Source organism: Xenorhabdus yunnanensis, from assembly GCF_028598805.1.
Taxonomy (GTDB): domain Bacteria; phylum Pseudomonadota; class Gammaproteobacteria; order Enterobacterales; family Enterobacteriaceae; genus Xenorhabdus; species Xenorhabdus yunnanensis.
In genome coordinates this window covers 7,858-27,242 of record NZ_JAQRFI010000017.1, presented here as the reverse complement: position 1 = coordinate 27,242, position 19,385 = coordinate 7,858, and the positions used below count along the sequence as shown (strand labels likewise).

3 protein-coding genes are annotated in these 19,385 nt (G+C 47.6%); all 3 read left to right on the top strand.

The genetic code is table 11. From position 1 onward, the window contains the following. Window positions 1–38 precede the first annotated feature (38 nt). The 3 genes from PSI23_RS09185 to PSI23_RS09175 are packed head-to-tail and all read left to right on the top strand — an operon-like array spanning window position 39 to window position 19,374. Complete coding sequence (locus tag PSI23_RS09185) at window positions 39–6,308, top strand: non-ribosomal peptide synthetase (protein WP_273554808.1); 6,270 nt, start codon at window positions 39–41, stop codon at window positions 6,306–6,308. Continuing rightward, the gene (locus tag PSI23_RS09180; protein WP_273554807.1) at window positions 6,305–18,280 is read left to right on the top strand and encodes a non-ribosomal peptide synthetase/type I polyketide synthase; all 11,976 of its coding nucleotides are present in this window, start codon (window positions 6,305–6,307) and stop codon (window positions 18,278–18,280) included. Before PSI23_RS09185 ends, PSI23_RS09180 begins: the two co-directional genes overlap by 4 nt. Beyond that, complete coding sequence (locus PSI23_RS09175; RefSeq protein WP_273554806.1) at window positions 18,277–19,374, top strand: Gfo/Idh/MocA family oxidoreductase; 1,098 nt, start codon at window positions 18,277–18,279, stop codon at window positions 19,372–19,374. Before PSI23_RS09180 ends, PSI23_RS09175 begins: the two co-directional genes overlap by 4 nt. Window positions 19,375–19,385 lie beyond the last annotated feature (11 nt).

Sequence of the window (19,385 nt, the reverse complement as noted above, 5' to 3'; positions counted from 1 at the left end):
ACTTATTTACGTAACTGCCATTTTTATAGGATTTTTTCATGCACACGGACCTTTTCTCCCCTGATTCGCTGCGCCAGCTTATCTCTGGCCTGCTTAATCAAAAAAATATTTTGGTGGACGATAACGACGATTTAATTCGCAACGGACTGGATTCAATGCAAATAATGGCATTGCTAAACCAGTTTAGGCGTCAAGGATATCGCGTTACCCTGCGTGAGCTTTACCAAAAGCCAACACTGCATGCCTGGAGCCAGCTTCTGCAACGCCATGCACCGGTTGTTCCTTCGGTATCCCAAGATATAACGCCACTGCCACGGATGCCACTGCCGCGAATTGTAGATGCTCGTCCATTCCCATTGACGGCTGTACAACATGCTTATTTTGTCGGGCGCTCACCGGAACAAACGTTGGGGGGAGTTGGTTGTCATTTGTATCAAGAATTTGATGGTATCGGGCTAGAACCAGAACAATTAGAGGCTGCAATTCATGTGCTGATTCAGCGGCATCCGATGTTACGCGTGCGTTTTTTGCCAGATGGACGCCAACAAGGCATAGACCACGCTTACTGGAAAAAATTAACTGTTCATGACCTGCGCAATCTGGCAGCAAATGAACAGCAACAAGCACTGAGCAACATACGTGAACAACTGAGCCATCGGGTATTACAGGTTGAAGAAGGAGAAACTTTCGATATTCAACTTAGCCTGTTTGGTGATAATCAACACCGGCTGCATACAAATATCGACCTGTTGATCATGGATGCAGCCAGTTTCAGTCTGTTCTTTACCGAACTGGCAGCACTAATTGCCAAACGCAGCCTGCCTGCTATTTCTTCTGACTATGATTTTTGCAGTTATCTAACGCAATATCAGAGCCAATTCGGGCAAACCCGACAGGAAGCAAAGTTATTTTGGCGTAGCCGATTAGACACTTTGCCACTTGCTCCCCAGCTTCCTCTGGCGCGGGATCCTTCCCTGATAAAAAACGTCCGGATTCAGCGCAGATGTTTCCAGTTAGCGCCTGAACATTGGGAACGTTTTAAACAATTAGCGCAGCAAAATGGTGTTACGCCAACCATGGCACTGGCGACTGCATTTGCTGCTTTATTATGTCGCTGGAGCAATTCAACACGCTTGTTGTTTAACCTAACACTATTTGACAGAGCTTCGCTGCATCCTGCGGTTGACAACATTTTGGCGGATTTTACCAACATTCTACTATTGGACATTCCCGGTGATAATTTACCGTTCTGCCAACTGGCTCAGGATGCACAGGCAACATTCGCCGAAGCTTACGAACATCGTCACTGGTCCGGCGTAGAAGTTCTGCGTGAACTCAAGAAACGAGGTAACCACCCACACGGTGCGCCAATTGTATTTACCAGCAATTTAGGCCGACCTTTATATGGTGAGAATACCCGTGATGTTCTGGGAAAACCAAGTTGGGGAATATCACAAACACCTCAGGTATGGTTGGATTTCGTTGCTTTTGAACATGAAAACGCGCTCAACATTCAGTGGGATAGCAACGATGAACTCTTCCCTGATGGTTTAATGGATACCTTATTTACTGCCTACCAAGGGCTTATTGAGAATCTGACAGAAAATGCTGCGCAATGGAGCGAAAAACTCCCCGATCTGATGCCTGAATCGCAATACCATCTGCGACAGCAAATCAATAACACACTTGAGCCGCTACCAAACGCCTTGTTGCATGAGGGAGTATTTACACAGGCAGAACGCACCCCCAATGCTGTTGCTTTAATCATTAATAATGAAAAAATGAGTTATAGCGAACTCAGTCTGGCAGCCCGTCGTTTAGCAGCAGTGCTGCAAAAAATGCCGATTATGCCGGGAGATCGGGTTGCCATTAGCATGGAAAAAGGCATCGGACAAATTGTCGCTGTATTAGCCATACTTTATGCGGGCGGTGTTTACGTTCCAGTCCCCGAAGATCAACCATTAAACCGACGTCGTGCTATCTATGAAAGCGCCGGGATCAATGTTGTTATCATTGACCCTGAACAACAGAATACGGCTTGGTCACAGGATGTACACTGCATTTCCTGGTATCAGGATGAGCGATTACTGCCTCTAGCCAACATGCTTAAGCGCGCGGTGACCGATCCTGCTTATATCATCTATACCTCTGGTTCAACCGGAATGCCAAAAGGTGTGGTGATTAGCCATCAAAGCGCCCTCAATACCTGTCTGAACATCAATCGCCGTCATCAGGTTCAAAACAGTGACCGGTTGCTGGCACTCTCTGCCCTGCATTTCGACCTCTCCGTTTATGATATTTTTGGCATCCTCAGTGCCGGAGGAGCACTAGTATTAATTAACGAAGCGCAACGCCGCGACCCATCAACCTGGGAAATGCTGATCGGGCAACATAACATTACGTTATGGAATAGCGTGCCAGCACTGTTCGATATGTTGCTGACCTATTGTGAAGGGATGGAAGTCGATGCGCCGAAAGTTCTTCGTACCGTGATGCTGTCCGGAGACTGGATCAGCTTGTCACTGCCTGATCGTTACCGTGCGTTAAATCCCGATGGTGTACTAAGTGCTATGGGAGGCGCGACAGAAGCCGCTATCTGGTCGAATGAATATATCGTTAAACAAATTGACGCACAGTGGCGTTCTATTCCTTATGGTTATCCTTTGGCTAACCAGCGTTACCGTGTAGTAGGTGAAGATGGTCGTAATTGCCCTGACTGGGTTGTCGGTGAACTTTGGATTGGCGGCGCTGGTGTAGCATTGGGTTATTTTAATGATAAAGAACGCACAGCCGCCCAATTCGTCGTCGATCAGGGAGAGCGCTGGTATCGTACTGGTGATCTGGGCTGTTATCACCCCGAAGGCTGGCTTGAGTTTATGGGGCGCCGCGATAGCCAAGTGAAAATTGGGGGTTATCGAATTGAGCTGGGAGAAATTGATGCTGCCCTCAATCAAGTAACGGGTATCAATAAAGGGGTTGCCTTAACCAGTGGCGAAAAAGAAAAATCGCTGGTGGCTTTCCTTGAATTGGAAGGTGATGCTTTATGCCAACGGGTAAATCGTGCTCCGCAGTTACCGACAAACTATCGTGATCTGTTTCCTGCAATTCAGGTAATAACCAATGAGACCAGTAAACCTGATGATCTCAGTGAACCTCAAGTTGCAATATTCCTGTTGGAACATCTGTCTCGTTATGGCATTACGTTTACTTCACCTCAATCGCTCACCGATTGTCTGCAACATTACCAACTTCAACCGGAATACCATAATTGGTTTGCCCGTATGCTGGCATATCTTTGCCAATGCAATTTATTGGTTGAGTCTACTCATCACGTATACCAAGCTACGTCGCCATCCGCTAAATTTAATCATTCATCCACTGCATTCAATAATAATGAAGCAGGATCTATCCCTGAGCGCTGGCATTCTACGCTGCGTAATATTCTTACCGGACAACAGGCAGCAGTAACGTTACTTGATGATCCACAATTTGCACCAGAACAACAGCTCTTTGTACTGCCGGAAACCCAGCAATGGCTGGCAGGATTAAAACAGGCCATCATTGCCCTTTCCCAACGATTACAACGCCCTGTTACCGTGATGGAGTTCGACGCACGTAGTGGTCTCTGTGCCCAGTGGCTGGCAGAACATATTACAGACCAACATCTGTCCTATATCGGCTTTGAACGTTCTCAGGCACTGATTAACCAGATGCAAACACGGTTAAGTCGCTACGCTCATACGTCAATAAAACGCTGGCCTGAACAAATTCCTGAATCGCTACAGTCTGAGTTACTACGATCTGGGTTACTACAACCTGAGCTACTACAACATCAGGCAGATATCATCCTGCTGAACAATGTATTACACCGGGAAGAAGATCCAGCAAGCTGCATCAAGTCATTGCTACCTCTGGCACAAGCCGGTGCGTTGGTATTGGCAATGGAGTTGCAAAAAGCCTCGTCTCTTTCTCTGGTTACAACTGAGTTACTTTCGCCTCATGTTATTCAGCTACACTCTGCGTCACAGTGGTTATCTCTTCTATCCCCACTACCATTACAGATGGAAACACCAATTACCATCGGCAATATTAGTGTGTTGTTGATGCAGGCAAGTGACAGTGTCACCCTTCCTGATCGGGAAAAAATTAAGTCTGTACTGGCGCAACATTTACCGGGATATATGATCCCACAGCGCTTGCATGTTATTCCGCGTTTGTCCCTGACCCCTAACGGTAAAATTGATCGTAAGGCACTGGCGCAAGGTTTATTGTCCGTTACAGGCGTATTGTCCTCCACAAAAACAGAAGCTGCACACCAGAATGAAATCACCTTGTTGAATACGCTGGAACAAACCGTTGCCGCTATTTGGCAACGCCTGCTCAATACAGGGCAGTTAGACCATAACAGCGATTTTTTCCAACTGGGCGGTGATAGTCTTTTAGCTACACGTCTGATTGGTGAACTGGCACAACAAGGCTTTAAAAGTGAACTGAATCATCTTTTCCGTAATCCGCAATTAGCTGCGTTCACCGCTACACTTTCTCCTTTACTTGCGCCTCTGTCTGAAACTTCATCAGAATCAGAAGAATATTCAATACCAAAAGAACAAGATCAATATCAGCCTTTCCCATTAACCGAAGTTCAGCAAGCTTATCTGGTTGGACGCCATCCCGGGTTTGCCCTGAGTGGAGTGGGTGCGCATTTCTTTATCGAATATCGGATAGAACAATTAGATGTTCAACGTCTGAATCGGGTATTAAATCGTCTGATCCAGCGCCATCCTGTGCTTAGAACGGTTGTTATTAATGGACAACAGCAGATATTGAAAGATGTCCCCATGTTTTCAGTTAAACAACACCAATTTACTGATATCACTAAAGCAGACACATTGCGCGAACGTCTGTCACATCAGGTATTAGATGCCAGTCACTGGCCGGTGTTCGATTTCCAACTGGCACAAGATAGCAATCTTGTCTCCCGGCTATTTGTCAGTCTGGATAATCTGCTGTTAGACGGGTTGAGCATGCAGATATTGCTGGCTGAATTAGAACAGCTATACCTTGACGAGCAACACGAATTGCCGCCACTGAACATCACATTCCGGGATTGTGTGTTACGTCAGCAACAAATGCCGGCGCATCAGAATTCGCTGCAATATTGGCAGGAGCAAGTGAAAACATTACCACTGGCTCCGCAATTGCCATTGCGTATTGCACCGGAAAGTGTTCAATCCCCGCGTTTTGTACGCTATAGCGATCGGTTATCTGCACATGAATGGAATCAGTTAAAGCAACATGCTGCACCTCATCAAATAACGCCTTCTGCGCTTCTCATTGCAGCTTATGCGGCTGTTTTGTCCGCTTTCAGCACCAAGTCGGAGTTAACCCTTAATCTCACCCTTTTTGATCGTCCACATTGGCACGAGGACATTAAACATATTCTGGGAGATTTCACTTCACTGTCACTACTGGCCTGGCACCCAGAGAAAAATTGGTTATCAAGTGCACGACGGCTGCAACAACAGTTATGGCAGGATCTGGATCACCGCCATATTTCAGCGATCAGGGTGATGCGTGAACTGGCACAGAGCCGTGGCTCCGATGCTGCCATTATGCCGGTTGTTTTCACCAGTGCTTTGGGAACCCATGAAGGACAATTCCTTTCACATTCATCATGGATGAAACCAGTTTGGGGTATATCGCAAACACCACAAATCTGGCTGGATCATCAGGTTTACGAATCTGACAACGAACTTTGCCTGAACTGGGATGCGGTGGAAGAATTATTTGAGCCACATCAGCTACAAAGCATGTTCAACAGCTATATGGCGCTATTACGCACTCTCGCTGCACAACCAGAAAGCTGGCATTCAGCGTTGGTACAGCTTATGCCACGTCAGCAATGTCTGACAGCTGTCAATAACATAGTCGAAGATAACGCTTCTGTGGTTCTTGCATCATCACCGCATTCGGATGAATTCGATTCACAAGTACGCCATGAAATATGCAGCGAAATTCAACGCCTGTTTTTATCTGTAATAAATCAACCTATCAATGCACAACAGAACTTTTTTGAGGCAGGAGCCAACTCGCTACAACTCATTCAATTGCACGGCAAATTACAACATGCGGGTTTCCAGCATCTTGCCGTTACTGATTTATTCGCTTATCCAACACCAGAAGCGCTCAGCTTGCGCTGCCAAAAAGACCCCCAAAACGAAAATCGCCAGTCGATTACTCTTCGTCAGCGTCAACAACAAAAGCGTCTGCAACAACGGGAAAAACGTCATAAAGGAGCTGCACAATGACTGATTTAACGCCTCACTACGATAATTGTGATCCCATCGCAGTGATTGGCCTTGCCTGCCGCTTTCCGCAGGCACCAGATAGCGATACTTTCTGGCACAACCTGCAACATGGGGTTGAGTGTATCACTACACTCTCCCGTCAAACATTATTGGATGCAGGTATTCCTCCTGAAGTCATTGATAGTGAAAATTTTGTCAATCGGGCTGCGATACTGGAGAACGCGGAACAATTTGATGCCGCGCTGTTTGGCTATTCACGGCAAGAAGCAGAAATGCTCGATCCCCAGCAGCGCCTGTTCCTGCAAACAGCCTGGCATGCGCTTGAACATGCTGGTTATGCGCCACGGAATGTACGCCTGAAAACAGGCGTTTTCGGTAGTAGCCGGGTCAGTACCTGGCCTTCATGGTCACAATTCACCATGACCGATGTTGGCAAAGTTAAAGGGCTACAGGCGTTAATGAGCAATGATAAAGATTATCTTGCGACTCGCACTGCCTATAAATTAAACCTGAAAGGCCCGGCCCTGACAGTACAAACAGCCTGCTCAAGTTCATTGGTTGCCGTACATATGGCTTGTGAAAACCTGCGTTCCGGTGAATGTGACATGGCACTGGCTGGTGGTGTGGCAGTTTCTTTCCCACAAGAAAGTGGCTATTCGTATCAATCGGGAATGATCTTCTCACCTGATGGACATTGCCGCCCCTTTGATAGTCAAGCCAATGGCACTTATGGCGGCAATGGTGTTGGTGTTGTCACACTGAAACGTCTGAATGATGCGCTACGCGATGGTGATCCGATCATGGCGGTACTGCGTGGCAGTGCGATTAATAACGATGGCAATGAAAAAGTGGGCTTTACAGCCCCTTCGGTTAATGGTCAGCGCAGCGTTATTACTGAAGCATTACAACTGGCAGATGTCAGTATTGATGATGTTGGCATGATTGAAGCCCACGGCACAGGCACACCTCTTGGTGATCCGATAGAAGTTGACGCATTACGCAGCATATTCTCCGACCGTAGTTCGGCAAAACCACCTTGTTATCTTGGTTCAGTGAAAAGCAACATCGGTCATCTCGATACCGCCGCAGGTATTGCCAGCCTGATTAAAACAGTTCTGTCTGTCTGGCATGGTTACATTCCGCCGACGATCAATGTACAGCAACCCAACCCAGCATTGCGGCTGGAACAAAGTCCATTCAGGCTGGCAACACAAGGGCAGCGCTGGACGCAAGAATTGCGTACCGCCGGCGTTTCTTCATTCGGCATTGGCGGCACCAACTGCCATATCGTGGTGCAATCATTACCCGAAGAATTACATCACCGTCGTGTCAATTATTCGCAAGCTCATGTACAAGTTCCTTCACAAACAGCGCTTTTATTGCTCTCTGCGGCTTCCGAATCCTCATTGCGTCAATTAGCGCAACGTTACGCGACGGCACTCAATAACACACCAGAAAATCATGCAAATTTGGCCTGGACTGCCTTGCAAGGGCGCAATCTTTCACTTCCCTGGCGTTTGGCTCTTACATTAACGCCACAAGATACTGAAAAAAACGCTGAAAAAAGCACTGAGAAAAGCGCTGCGCGTTTATCCGCCTTTGCGAATCAAAACCCAACAACAGACATTTTTAGCGGGCAAGTCAAAAGCGAAAACAAGCAATTGTGGCAATTCAGCGGACAAGGTTGTCAATGGTCTGGCATGGGAAAAGCCATGTATGCCAGTTCTCCTGTTTTCTCTGCCATGTTGGATCGTTGTTGTGCTGCTTGTGCATCCGAGTTGGCACTGCCATTAAAAGCCGTAATGTTCGGAGAGCATGATGCTGCACTAGTCACCACCGAATACGCACAGCCGGCAATTGTAGCGCATCAAATTGCGCTGGCAGCACATTGGAGAGCGCTCGGATTAAAGCCTGATTACGTATTGGGTCACTCCGTCGGAGAATTTGCTGCTGCCGTTGTTGCCGGAATTTTCACGCCTGAACAAGTCATGCCGCTAGTCGCGGTGCGGGGCAAATTGATGCAAAAATGCGCCCAAGGCGGGGCGATGCTGGCAGTTTTTGCCAACGAAGAAGATATTCTTCCTTTTACTCGTTCACTGGCATTGGATCTGGCGGTTTGCAATGGCCCACAACACTGGGTCTGGGCGGGTACAGAAACGGAAATTGATACACTGTCACAACGTCTGGAACAGCGGCAGATTCGTTGCCAACGCCTTAACGTTGCCTGTGCCGCACATTCAACCATGCTTGATTCAGTTCTGGGTGCATTTTCTCTGCGTTGTAACGGCTTACAGCCTGCATCGGGAGAAATTCCACTGATTTCTACCCTGACAGCCAATATTGCAACGTCTGAACAATTGGGTTCACCAGACTACTGGCGTAACCATATGCGTCAGACGGTGCGTTATTATCAATCCATTGAGTTTGCCCGCCAACAAGGTGTTGCATTATTTGTAGAGTTCGGTGCTGATGCACAGCTAACAGGGATCGGGCGGCGTGTCAGTCTGCCACAAGAAACGTGGGTTGCTGGTGCCCAGCAGCAAAGCTCCCCAGAGACAGCTCAGCAAACGGCGCTAATGCAACTTTACTGTGCTGGTGTACAGCTTGATTGGCAGCGTCTTTTCACGTTTACAGGAGTAAAATGCCACGCTCCACTCTATCCATTTAATAAGCAGAACTACAGCTTCACTACCGCCAAATCTGTGCAACACACAGCCAATTCCAATACTGGGCTGGATATCAATTCCCTGATCGATCCTGCTATTGAGCAAAATTCCGATGCGGCAATACTACGAGCACTGTATACCGATGCATTGATATATCAATGTCATGGGCGTGAAGCTGAACAAGGTTTCAGCGCTATCGACACTATTCGGGCTGGTCGGCTGCAACCTTGCTGGCGCCCACTGCTGGAACAATTACTGACTTATTGTGTTCAACAAGGCTATTACCAAGAAGTTCCCGCACCAACAATTTCCATACAAACAATTTCCATACAAACAATAAGTCAAATGTATCGTCCTCACCGTGCCCTGCCGTATGCCAGACGCCGGTTATTGGAGGCGAATTTACTCACTGATTTCCCGGCACTGATCTATTCTGGTGAACGCTTATTCGCTCTGTTGAGTGATCGTTCCGATCTGTCCCGCCAATGTTTATCCATAAAAAAACAAATCATGACAAAATCATGGCTGCCTACGCCTCAGCCATGTCCTGATACTCACTATGCCCTGCATTGGCGCACAATAAATATTGCGGATAAGCAGAAATCTTCAGTGGTATATACCCTCCGTTCGTCAACGGCGAGTGACACGATTGGCAATCATTGGCGTCAGGCAGGTATTCATTTGCAGCCTGAAAGCACAAATACGTTATTACTGCTCCAAGGCAATGATGTTGCTGAATTATGTGATCAAGTTATCAGCGAATTAAAACGCGATGAAACAGCGTCTTTAACCGTCATTACCTGCTGTGCCCAACCGGAAACCACCTTATCAAAAGAGGATATCAATCCGGCTCAATACGCTGTCTGGGCATTGCTGCGTGTCGCGGTTGAAGAATATCCCCATCGTCGTATTCAGGCGATTGATATGGCTGATATCAACGAAGCTGACGCTTTGTCATTAGCACTGGGCTATTTGAATGAATACAAGCATGAAAACCAACGCTGGCTGAGAGTGCGCGGAAATCAAGTTTCTGTGCTTGTTTTACAACGTCAACCATTACCGTTATCGCAACAGCCGATGTCAATTCCTCATCAGGGTTGGCACATCGTTACCGGCGGTATGGGCGGTATCGGTCAGATTTCCATCCGTTGGTTGCTGGCACACGGCGCGCGTAAGATTGCCGTATTTGCCCGCCGCCAAAATGCGGACTGGGATGCTTTTGTGCAAGAGCTGTCACTGAATACCGAATGTGAAATACGCTGGATTAACATTGATGTTACTGATACGCCAACCTTGTTAAACGCAGTGCAAACTCTGGCACAAGAGGATTGTATCGCGGGTGCGATTCATGCTGCCGGAATCACTGATCATACCCGGCTGGAAGAACTTGAGTGTTCACGCCTGTCGCAAATGTTATCCGTCAAAGCCCGAAGTGCATCGGCGTTGCAAACTGAGCTTCAACAACATAATGCACACTATCTGCTGCTTCACGCTTCTGCCGCATCAATGCTAGGTGCTCAGGGGCAAGGAGCCTATGCAATCGCCAACGCTTGTTTAGAATCTTTAGCTCTGACAGCATCCGAGTCGTTGACGGTAAAAACATTAATAGTAAAAACGTTGGTTTGGGGCGTTTGGGGTGGCATTGGTATGGCCAGCGATAGGCGATTAGTGGAAAAATTGGCACAAGATGGCATGTTACCGTTCAGCACAAATGAGGGTATCTGGCATCTTAATCAATCTCTGCACACCTCATCTCCTTGCTATCTGGCAATGCGGTTAGATGAACGTCATCCTGATATTTTGCGGCGTTTACAGGCTGACATTACCCATGTGGTCGAAAAATCTGCATCTTCCCCCTCTGCCGAAGTTTCTGTAGGTAACACACTCTATCAGGACAGTAAACAGCGAATTAGCTGGCTGCGTCAGCGTGTCGCGACACTATTGCGCTTAGAACAGCCTGAACGTTTGGAGCCACAACAGGATTTATTGCAATTTGGTTTGGATTCCCTGTTGTTCCTGGAACTAAATACGGTGATCCACCAGCAATTTGGTTTCAGATTAACCGCTGAATCGGCGTACCAGAATATGACATTGGAAGGGCTGAATGCACTCATTGGAGACGCATTACCTAAGCAATCCGTTGCCTCTTCTCAATCTGAGATCATGATTGACAGCGCCCGACATCATGAGCCATTTCCTCTGACGCCAATTCAACACGCTTACTGGATCGGTCGTACTCAGGCCATTGATTTTGGTGGTGTGGCTTGTCACGTCTTGTTTGAATGGGATCTGGAACTGGATAGCTTTGATATCCCGCGTTTTGAGAAGGCATGGAATGCTTTAATTCAGCGTCATGGCATGTTACGCATGATAGTGGATGAAGATGGGCAACAAAGAATTCTGCCTGAAACGCCTTGGTATGCTTTATCACAAGATGATTTACAAACGCTGGACGATACAGCCTGTGAACAGACTTTAGCTCAGCGTCGTCATACCCTTTCTTATCAAGTGCCATCTGCGGAACATTGGCCACTATTTGAAGTCTCTGTTTCGCTGCTACCGAATGAACATTGTCGCTTACATATGAACCTGGACCTGTTGCAATTTGACGTACAGAGTTTCCGGATCATGATGGACGATCTTCAACGGGCTTATCACCAACAGCAACCATTGGCTCCACAAACATTTACTTTCCGCGACTACGTGATGGCAGAACAGGCGCAACGTGAAAGTAAAGAGTGGCGGGCATCATGGGCATACTGGCAGGAACAATTGCTTTCATTGCCCCCTGCGCCAAGATTGCCGTCGAATCCACAACTACCTGAGCGTAGTCAGCCACAATTCACAACTTATGAAGGTCGTCTGGCACAATCTGACTGGCAACGACTTAAACAAAGCTGGAAAAAATGGGGAGTGACGCCTTCTGCGGGACTGTTGACACTGTTTGCTCATACGCTTGAATGGTACAGCCGTCATCCGCTGTTTACTCTCAATCTGACATTCTTTAACCGACAGCCTTTCCATCCAGAGGTTCAAGAGCTGATTGGTGATTTTACCTCTGTCATGTTGATGGATTTTGATTTACGCAAAACCACCTCCCTACGTGCCAGCATGGAAAAAACCCAGTCCTTGCTCTGGCAGCGCCTGAGCCATAGTCATGTCAATGGTGTTGAAGTATTACGGGAACTCGGTCGCCAGCAATCTGGTGAAACCCAAAGCAGACAGCCACTGACACCAGTCGTTTTCACCAGTATGTTGGGGATGGAACAAGAAGGTGTCGCAATCAAACAATCCATTACTCAATTACTGGGCGATCCGGTCTTTGTTCTGAGCCAAACACCACAAGTCTGGCTGGATCATCAGGTTATGGAAGTGGATGGTGACCTGCTGTTTAACTGGTATTGCATGGATGATGTGCTGGAGCCGGGTGTCATTGAAGCACTGTTTGCCGCTTATAACGCGCTGTTAGTGCAAATAGCGCAAATTTGCCGCCAGCCTGAACGCATCGAGAATTATGATCTTCATACACCGCCTGCCGGTTATGCGCGTTATGACTTCTGGCCGCAACATCCTGAATTACGTCAGGCCGAACAATATCTGCGTTCTAAACCGGAAATACGGCTGGCAGAAATTCAGCCACGTCAGGACGATACTCAAGGTTACAACTTATGGCTGGTAGCAGAAGATAATTTGTCATTATCGTTACCAGAACCGCGGGTTATAAACACCGAAGTATTACCGCTGCCAACGTTAGCGGAACAACAAGCATTTGAACGCTCTTGGCAATATATTGAGCAACAAGCATTATTGGGTCTGGGCCAGACCTTACTGCGCCATAATTTGTTCACTTCTTCAAAAGAATGTCACTCTCGTGAAGAGATCGAACAACGCTTACAACTGGCACCACAATATCGACGCCTGCTTACTCAATGGATTGCGTTATTAAGCAAGCAAGGATTTATTGAAAAAATCAGTGTCGGATACCGTTGTCTGCAACCGCTCAGCCAGATCCCTGCTCCTATGGTAAAACTGGATGATGCAGTATGGTGCCAGACTATCAGCCGTTATGTAGCAACATGTATTGAACAGCATGACACCCTGCTTGCCGGACGAGGCAATGCATTGGAACTGTTGTTTGCCGATAAAAAAACCACAGCCAGCCTCTACAGTGAGAATCCGGCGTTACGTTGTCTGAACCAAACTGCTGCTGAAATTATCCGGCAATTGAGCCTGACATCCGAACATTTCACGGTAATGGAAGTAGGTGCAGGAACGGGGGCTACATCAGAAAAAGTGCTTAAACACAATGCACAATCCATTGACAGTTACCACTTTACTGATGTTTCACCGCTATTTTTGGATGATGCACGCCAGTTACTCAATCACTATGGCGAAACCGTAAAATTTGCCCTATTCGACATTAACCAGCGTATTGATTTTGGTCAGCATCCTGAATCTGGCTATGACCTGATTATGGCGGTTAACGTCTTGCATGATGCCATCCATCTGAAAAATACCCTGAGACGTCTGTCCCGCTTACTGAAACCCGGCGGGTGGTTGTTGATTATTGAATCAACCAAGCGCGAAAGTGCTATGCAGCTCGCCAGTGTCGGATTTATTGAAGGCATTAATGCCTGGGCTGACGATCGCGGTGATAATCACGAGGATGACTACGGTAATAGCGCGTTGCTGGAACTTGCAGGCTGGCGTAATTGTCTGGAAAAGTCCGGTTATCGGGTTTCACTGGAATGGCCGGGACAAGATGGGCCAGAACTGCATCAACAACTGATTCTGGCGCAGGCCAAAAAGCAAACAAGGTTGGATGTCAGTGAAATAGCGGCACAATTTTCCACCTTGCTTTACTCATTGCATATTCAACAGCAAGAGCAGTTACCATTAACAGCATTGCCGCCGAGTTTCCGGTTGAACATAGTGACCACCAAAGAGAACATGAAACAACCGTTAACCACGGCAACTGTGCAATCGGAAACGGCAGACAATCAGCTTCATGATATTGAACAGCAAGTGATGACGCTCTGGAATTCACTGCTTCCCCAGTCAATACAGCGTCACAGTGACTTTTTCCAAAGTGGCGGTGACAGCCTAATTGCAACCCGCATGGTAGTACAACTACGCCGCCAAGGTTACGGACAAGCTAATCTGCAACAACTGTTTGAACATCCCAAGTTGAGTGAATTTTGCCGCACCCTGCGGGTCGTTGAGACAAATTCAGTGGTATTGGCAACACCACATCAAACTGAACCAGCATCTGAGCAAATGTTGCCACTCACCCCTCTGCAATATGCTTATTGGCTGGGAGAGAGCCAACTGTTCCAGTTTGGTAATGGTATCGCCCACTTCTATGCTGAACTGGCTATCGACGGGCTGGATCTGCCTCGTTTCACAACTGCATGGAATCAAGTGATAAACCATCATGCGCAATTACGCGGTTATGTGAATGATGGGCAATATCATATTCTGCCGGAAGTTCCCTGTTATACACCGACAGTCATTGATTGCCGTAACATGATATCGAATGAGCGCGAGACACAACTGAATAACGCCCGCGAGACTCTGCGTACTCAAGGGGTTCCCAGCAATAACTGGCCGCTGTTTGATTTAACGCTGTACCATACCGATGACCGGACGCATCTATTGCACCTGACCATCGACCTGCTGGTGGCGGATGGTAAAAGCCTGACGTTGATCTTGCGTGATTTACACCATTGGTATCAGCAACCTGACTGGCAACCAGAGCCACCAACAACGACTATTGGTGACTATATTCAGGCACAGGAGAATGAAAAAACCGAAGAAACCTGGCAACAAAGCCGACAATACTGGCTGGATCGTTTGCCTTCGCTGCCTGATGCGCCGGTGTTACCACTGAAAGATCACCAGTCACAGCAACTGGATCAACAGTGTCTGACAGGGTATATCAGCCCACAACAATGGCAGCGCTTGCAACAACGCGCAGCAGAACATCGGGTATCACCATCACAAGTGATGCTTACGCTATTTGCCCATATTTTGTCGGTATGGAGCAACAGCGAGCATTTCACGATTAATGTCTTGCATGGTAACCGCCTGTTAATACCACAGCATTGCGATATGTTAGTCGGCAACCTGTCCACCACATCATTGTTGGAAGTGGACTTACGCAATATCTCAGGGTTTAGCAATGCTGTAAGCCGGATACAAAAACAATGGTTCGCCGATCTTCAACATGCACTGTTTGACGGTCAATTAGTACTCAGAGAGAAAAATCAGCATCGCCACAACCTGAATGCCGGAATGCCGATCGTATTCAACGATACAACCAGCGCTGCGGGCAAAGGCCCATCAGGGTTAGGAACACTGAATCTCTTTGGGGCGCAAACTCCCCATGTTTATCTCGACTGTATGCTCATTTCCGGCTCAGGTGGCGGTGTCACCATACAATGGGCGATCTTGCCGCAACTGTTCCAGCCCCAAGTGGCAGAAAACATGTTTGCCCATTATCAAGCCAGCGTTGTTGCATTGCTCGAACCGGATTATCAATGGAGCACCCCGCTTCCTGCATGGCTTCCGGCAAATGATCGCGCTTTGTGCCAGAACAGTAATTCGACCAAGAGTGATTTTCCACCACATACTCTTTGCTCGCTGATTGAACAGGCAGTGAACCAGTTTCCGCAACACACCGCAATTGTCGATGCCTCTCGCCAGATCGACTACCGCACTTTGTGGTCACAAAGCCTGACACTGGCGGCTCATCTGCAAACACAGGAAAATCAGACTTCGTCTTTGATTGGCACCTCGCCTCTGATTGGTATCGTGATGGAAAAAGGCTGGGAACAAGTTGTCGCGGTTATTGCGATTTTATTGGCAGGACGAGCTTATCTGCCTATTGATGCCAGCTATCCGCAGCAGCGAATCCACCAGCTATTGGCATCAGGAGAAGTAGATACTGTACTGACGCAACCTAAGTTCGCTCAACAGATAGGCTGGCCTGACAATGTACAAGTCATCTCTCTGGATGAAATATTGCTTAACAACTTGCCAGTAACCAGCGAGCCGCATTTACCTGTACGTCCTGAAGATCTGGCTTATGTCATTTTCACCTCAGGCTCTACCGGAAAACCGAAAGGCGTGATGATAGATCATCAGGGCGCGGTCAATACCATTCTTGATATTAACCAACGCATCGCACTCAATGAGCACGATAGCGTGCTGGCAATCTCAGAGTTAACCTTCGATCTCTCAGTTTATGACCTATTCGGCACGCTGAGCCGTGGGGCAAAACTGGTTATTCCTTCTCCCGGTGACAGTAAGCAACCCGACAAGTTACTGGCATGGTTACAACAGGAATCGGTTACTGTTTGGAACTCTGTTCCGGCATTTGTACAACTGCTTGAGGAATATGCCCGTAGCCATCCGCATTCCCTACATCCTCACCCCCTAAACAGCCTGCGTTGGATATTGATGAGTGGTGACTGGATACCGACTCATTTACCGGCAAAATTATATGCTCTCCATCCCGCACTCAACTTACTCAGTTTGGGCGGAGCAACCGAAGCATCAATCTGGTCTATTGCCTATTCTATTACACACGTTGATCCGAATTGGCGCAGCATTCCATACGGTAAGCCTCTGGCTAATCAGACTTTCTATGTGCTTAATACGACTATTGCAAATTCAACGCTTTCACCTTGTCCAGTCTGGGTTACCGGTGAGCTTTATATTGGTGGGCAAGGGCTGGCACTGGGTTATTGGGCCGACACTGAAAAAACGGAACAGGCATTTATCACGCATCCGCAAACGGGTGAGCGACTTTACCGTACAGGTGATTTAGGACGCTGGCTGCCAGATGGAAATATCGAATTTCTGGGGCGCAATGATCACCAGATAAAAATTCGTGGTTACCGGATTGAGTTAGGCGAAATTGAGCATCGTCTATGTGAGCACCCTGCTATACAACAAGCGCTAGTGTTTGCACATACGACATCAACCGGCGCATTACAACTGATCGCGGGCTTACGTTTAACTGACAACGCGCCAGTATCTACAAAACTTCTATCTACAAAACTTCTACCAGCATTGCCTCACTGGTTGCAGCAAACTTTACCGATTTGGATGTGTCCACAGCGATTTATCATTCTCGATACAATACCTGTATCCGACAACGGTAAAATTGACAGACGCACGTTGATTACTCTGGTTGAAGAAGCGCAAGAAGTTAATTCAGCGCCATCTGCAACGGCTCTCAACGCGACAGGACAAACTGTATTAAACCTTTGGGAATCAGTATTAGAGCAACAAGGTATCAACGTACATGAGAGCTTCTTTACCCTTGGGGGAGATTCTCTTGCAGCAGTACGATTGATGGTAAAAATCAATCAGACGTTCAATCGCCAATACCCGCTCAGCCTGCTGCAAACTTACGATACCGTGCATTCATTGGCTGAGTTTATTGAACATCAACCGGAAAATACCTGCCAAGGTGTGATACTGAACGAGGGAAATGCTGAACAACCTGCATTGTTCATCGTCCATCCTATTGGCGGACATCTGTTGGGATATCGTCATTTGGCGGCTGATTTCGGCGCTCAACGCCTGATTGGTCTGGCATTTACACCAACCAGCCTGAATACCGATGAACCTTCCGTTGCAATGCTGGCGGCTGACTATATCAACCAAATCCGCACCTTCCAACCTAAAGGCCCTTACGCACTGGCAGGCTGGTCTTTCGGTGGATTAGTCGCCTATGAAATGGCGCATCAATTATGCGCTGCGGGTGAAAGCGTTTCTCACTGCATCCTGATTGATAGCTTCGCACCGAACGTCCGCACCGATCTGACTCTGGATGATACATTCTGCCATCATCATTTCCTGCGCGATTTACAGGGACAATTCCCTGATCTGGCGCTGGATAACAGCGCGATCACGACCAATACAGAGGCATTCCTGCAAGCTCTGCATGAAGCCCTGCCACAATCTGTGCAGATTGATGGCTCGCTAACCGTACTTTATGCCGTATGGCGCCATAATCTGCGTGCATTGCTTGACTACTGTCCATCACAGTCTTCACAACCTTTCTGCCTTATTCGGGCAGCTCAGGCATTACCTGATTTTATGGATTACCTCGATCCAACAACAATCACCTCAACTGATCTCGGCTGGCAGGCTTTCGGGCCAGTCAGCGTGACACAACTTGATGGTGATCACTACAGCCTATTCCAATCCAAACATGTCAGCTCTCTGGTTACGTGTCTGAAAAACATGCTGAGTTCAGTCCCAACTATTGAGCCTGTTAAGGAGAATATATGATAAAGCCACGGCGGGTTCTGATTGTCGGTGCTAAATTCGGCGAATTGTACCTTAATGCGTTCTTGCAACCACGGCCAGATCTGGAACTGGCCGGTATTCTGGCACAGGGAAGTACTCGTTCGCAGCAACTGGCCCGTGATTTCAATGTGCCACTATTCTGCTCATTGGATGAATTGCCGGACGACATTGATATTGCCTGTGTGGTAATACGCGCAGAATTTATTGGTGGCAAAGGCGATCAATTAACCCAGGCATTATTGGCGCGGGGTATTTCTGTTATTCAGGAACACCCCCTTGATGCAGAAGCCATCAAAAGACACCAATCAACCGCTGATAAACATGGTGTTATGTTTTGGGTCAATAGCTTTTACAGCCAATGCCATGCTGGCAGAAGCTGGTTACATGCGGCCCATCAAATCAGTCAGTTATCACAGCAACGCTCGATAAGCGGCAATCTGACAACCAGCCGTCAGTTACTGTTTTCCGCACTTGATCTGTTGTTGCAGGCATGTCATTGCCCGGAACAGATAGAGATAGTTTATGTGGGTCAACCGAGTGACGCATTTCATTGCTTTGAACTCAGCTTTGCGGGGACAACGATAACGTTAAATGTTCAATCCTATCTGGATCCCAGAGATCCAGATATGCACAACCTTGTCATGCATAAGACGACGCTGATTTGGCCCGCGGGCTATCTGACGCAAGAAGCCAGTTATGGGCCGGTTATCTGGACACCTGTTCTTCATGCACCAAATCATCTGAATAATGAGCAGAGCCTCTATCTGAACACCAGCCAGCCGGATGGCGCTTATCTGCACCAAACAACATCTCACATTCTTTGTCCGGCAACCAAAGATTGGATGACGGCATTTGAATGTGATGGTGCGGAAGGCGTGGCATTTCTGCTCAATACCTTAAGTTCTGTATTGAATGGTGCACTCTGCCCCCCTGCTTTTAGCTACGATTACCAACTACGGCTGGCAGGTTTATGGCAACAAATTTTGCGCATCATGGGAGAGCCTGTTACTCAGGAATTACAGCCCCCAGTCTGGATTGATCCGGCTCAATTAATGCTGACTGTTGATGCTAATTAAGGAAGAATACT

Excerpts from the sequence above, each read along its gene's own strand:
- PSI23_RS09185 (WP_273554808.1), top strand. The coding sequence starts at position 39 with ATGCACACGGACCTTTTCTCCCCTGATTCGCTGCGCCAGCTTATCTCT.
- PSI23_RS09180 (WP_273554807.1), top strand. The coding sequence starts at position 6,305 with ATGACTGATTTAACGCCTCACTACGATAATTGTGATCCCATCGCAGTG.
- PSI23_RS09175 (WP_273554806.1), top strand. The coding sequence starts at position 18,277 with ATGATAAAGCCACGGCGGGTTCTGATTGTCGGTGCTAAATTCGGCGAA.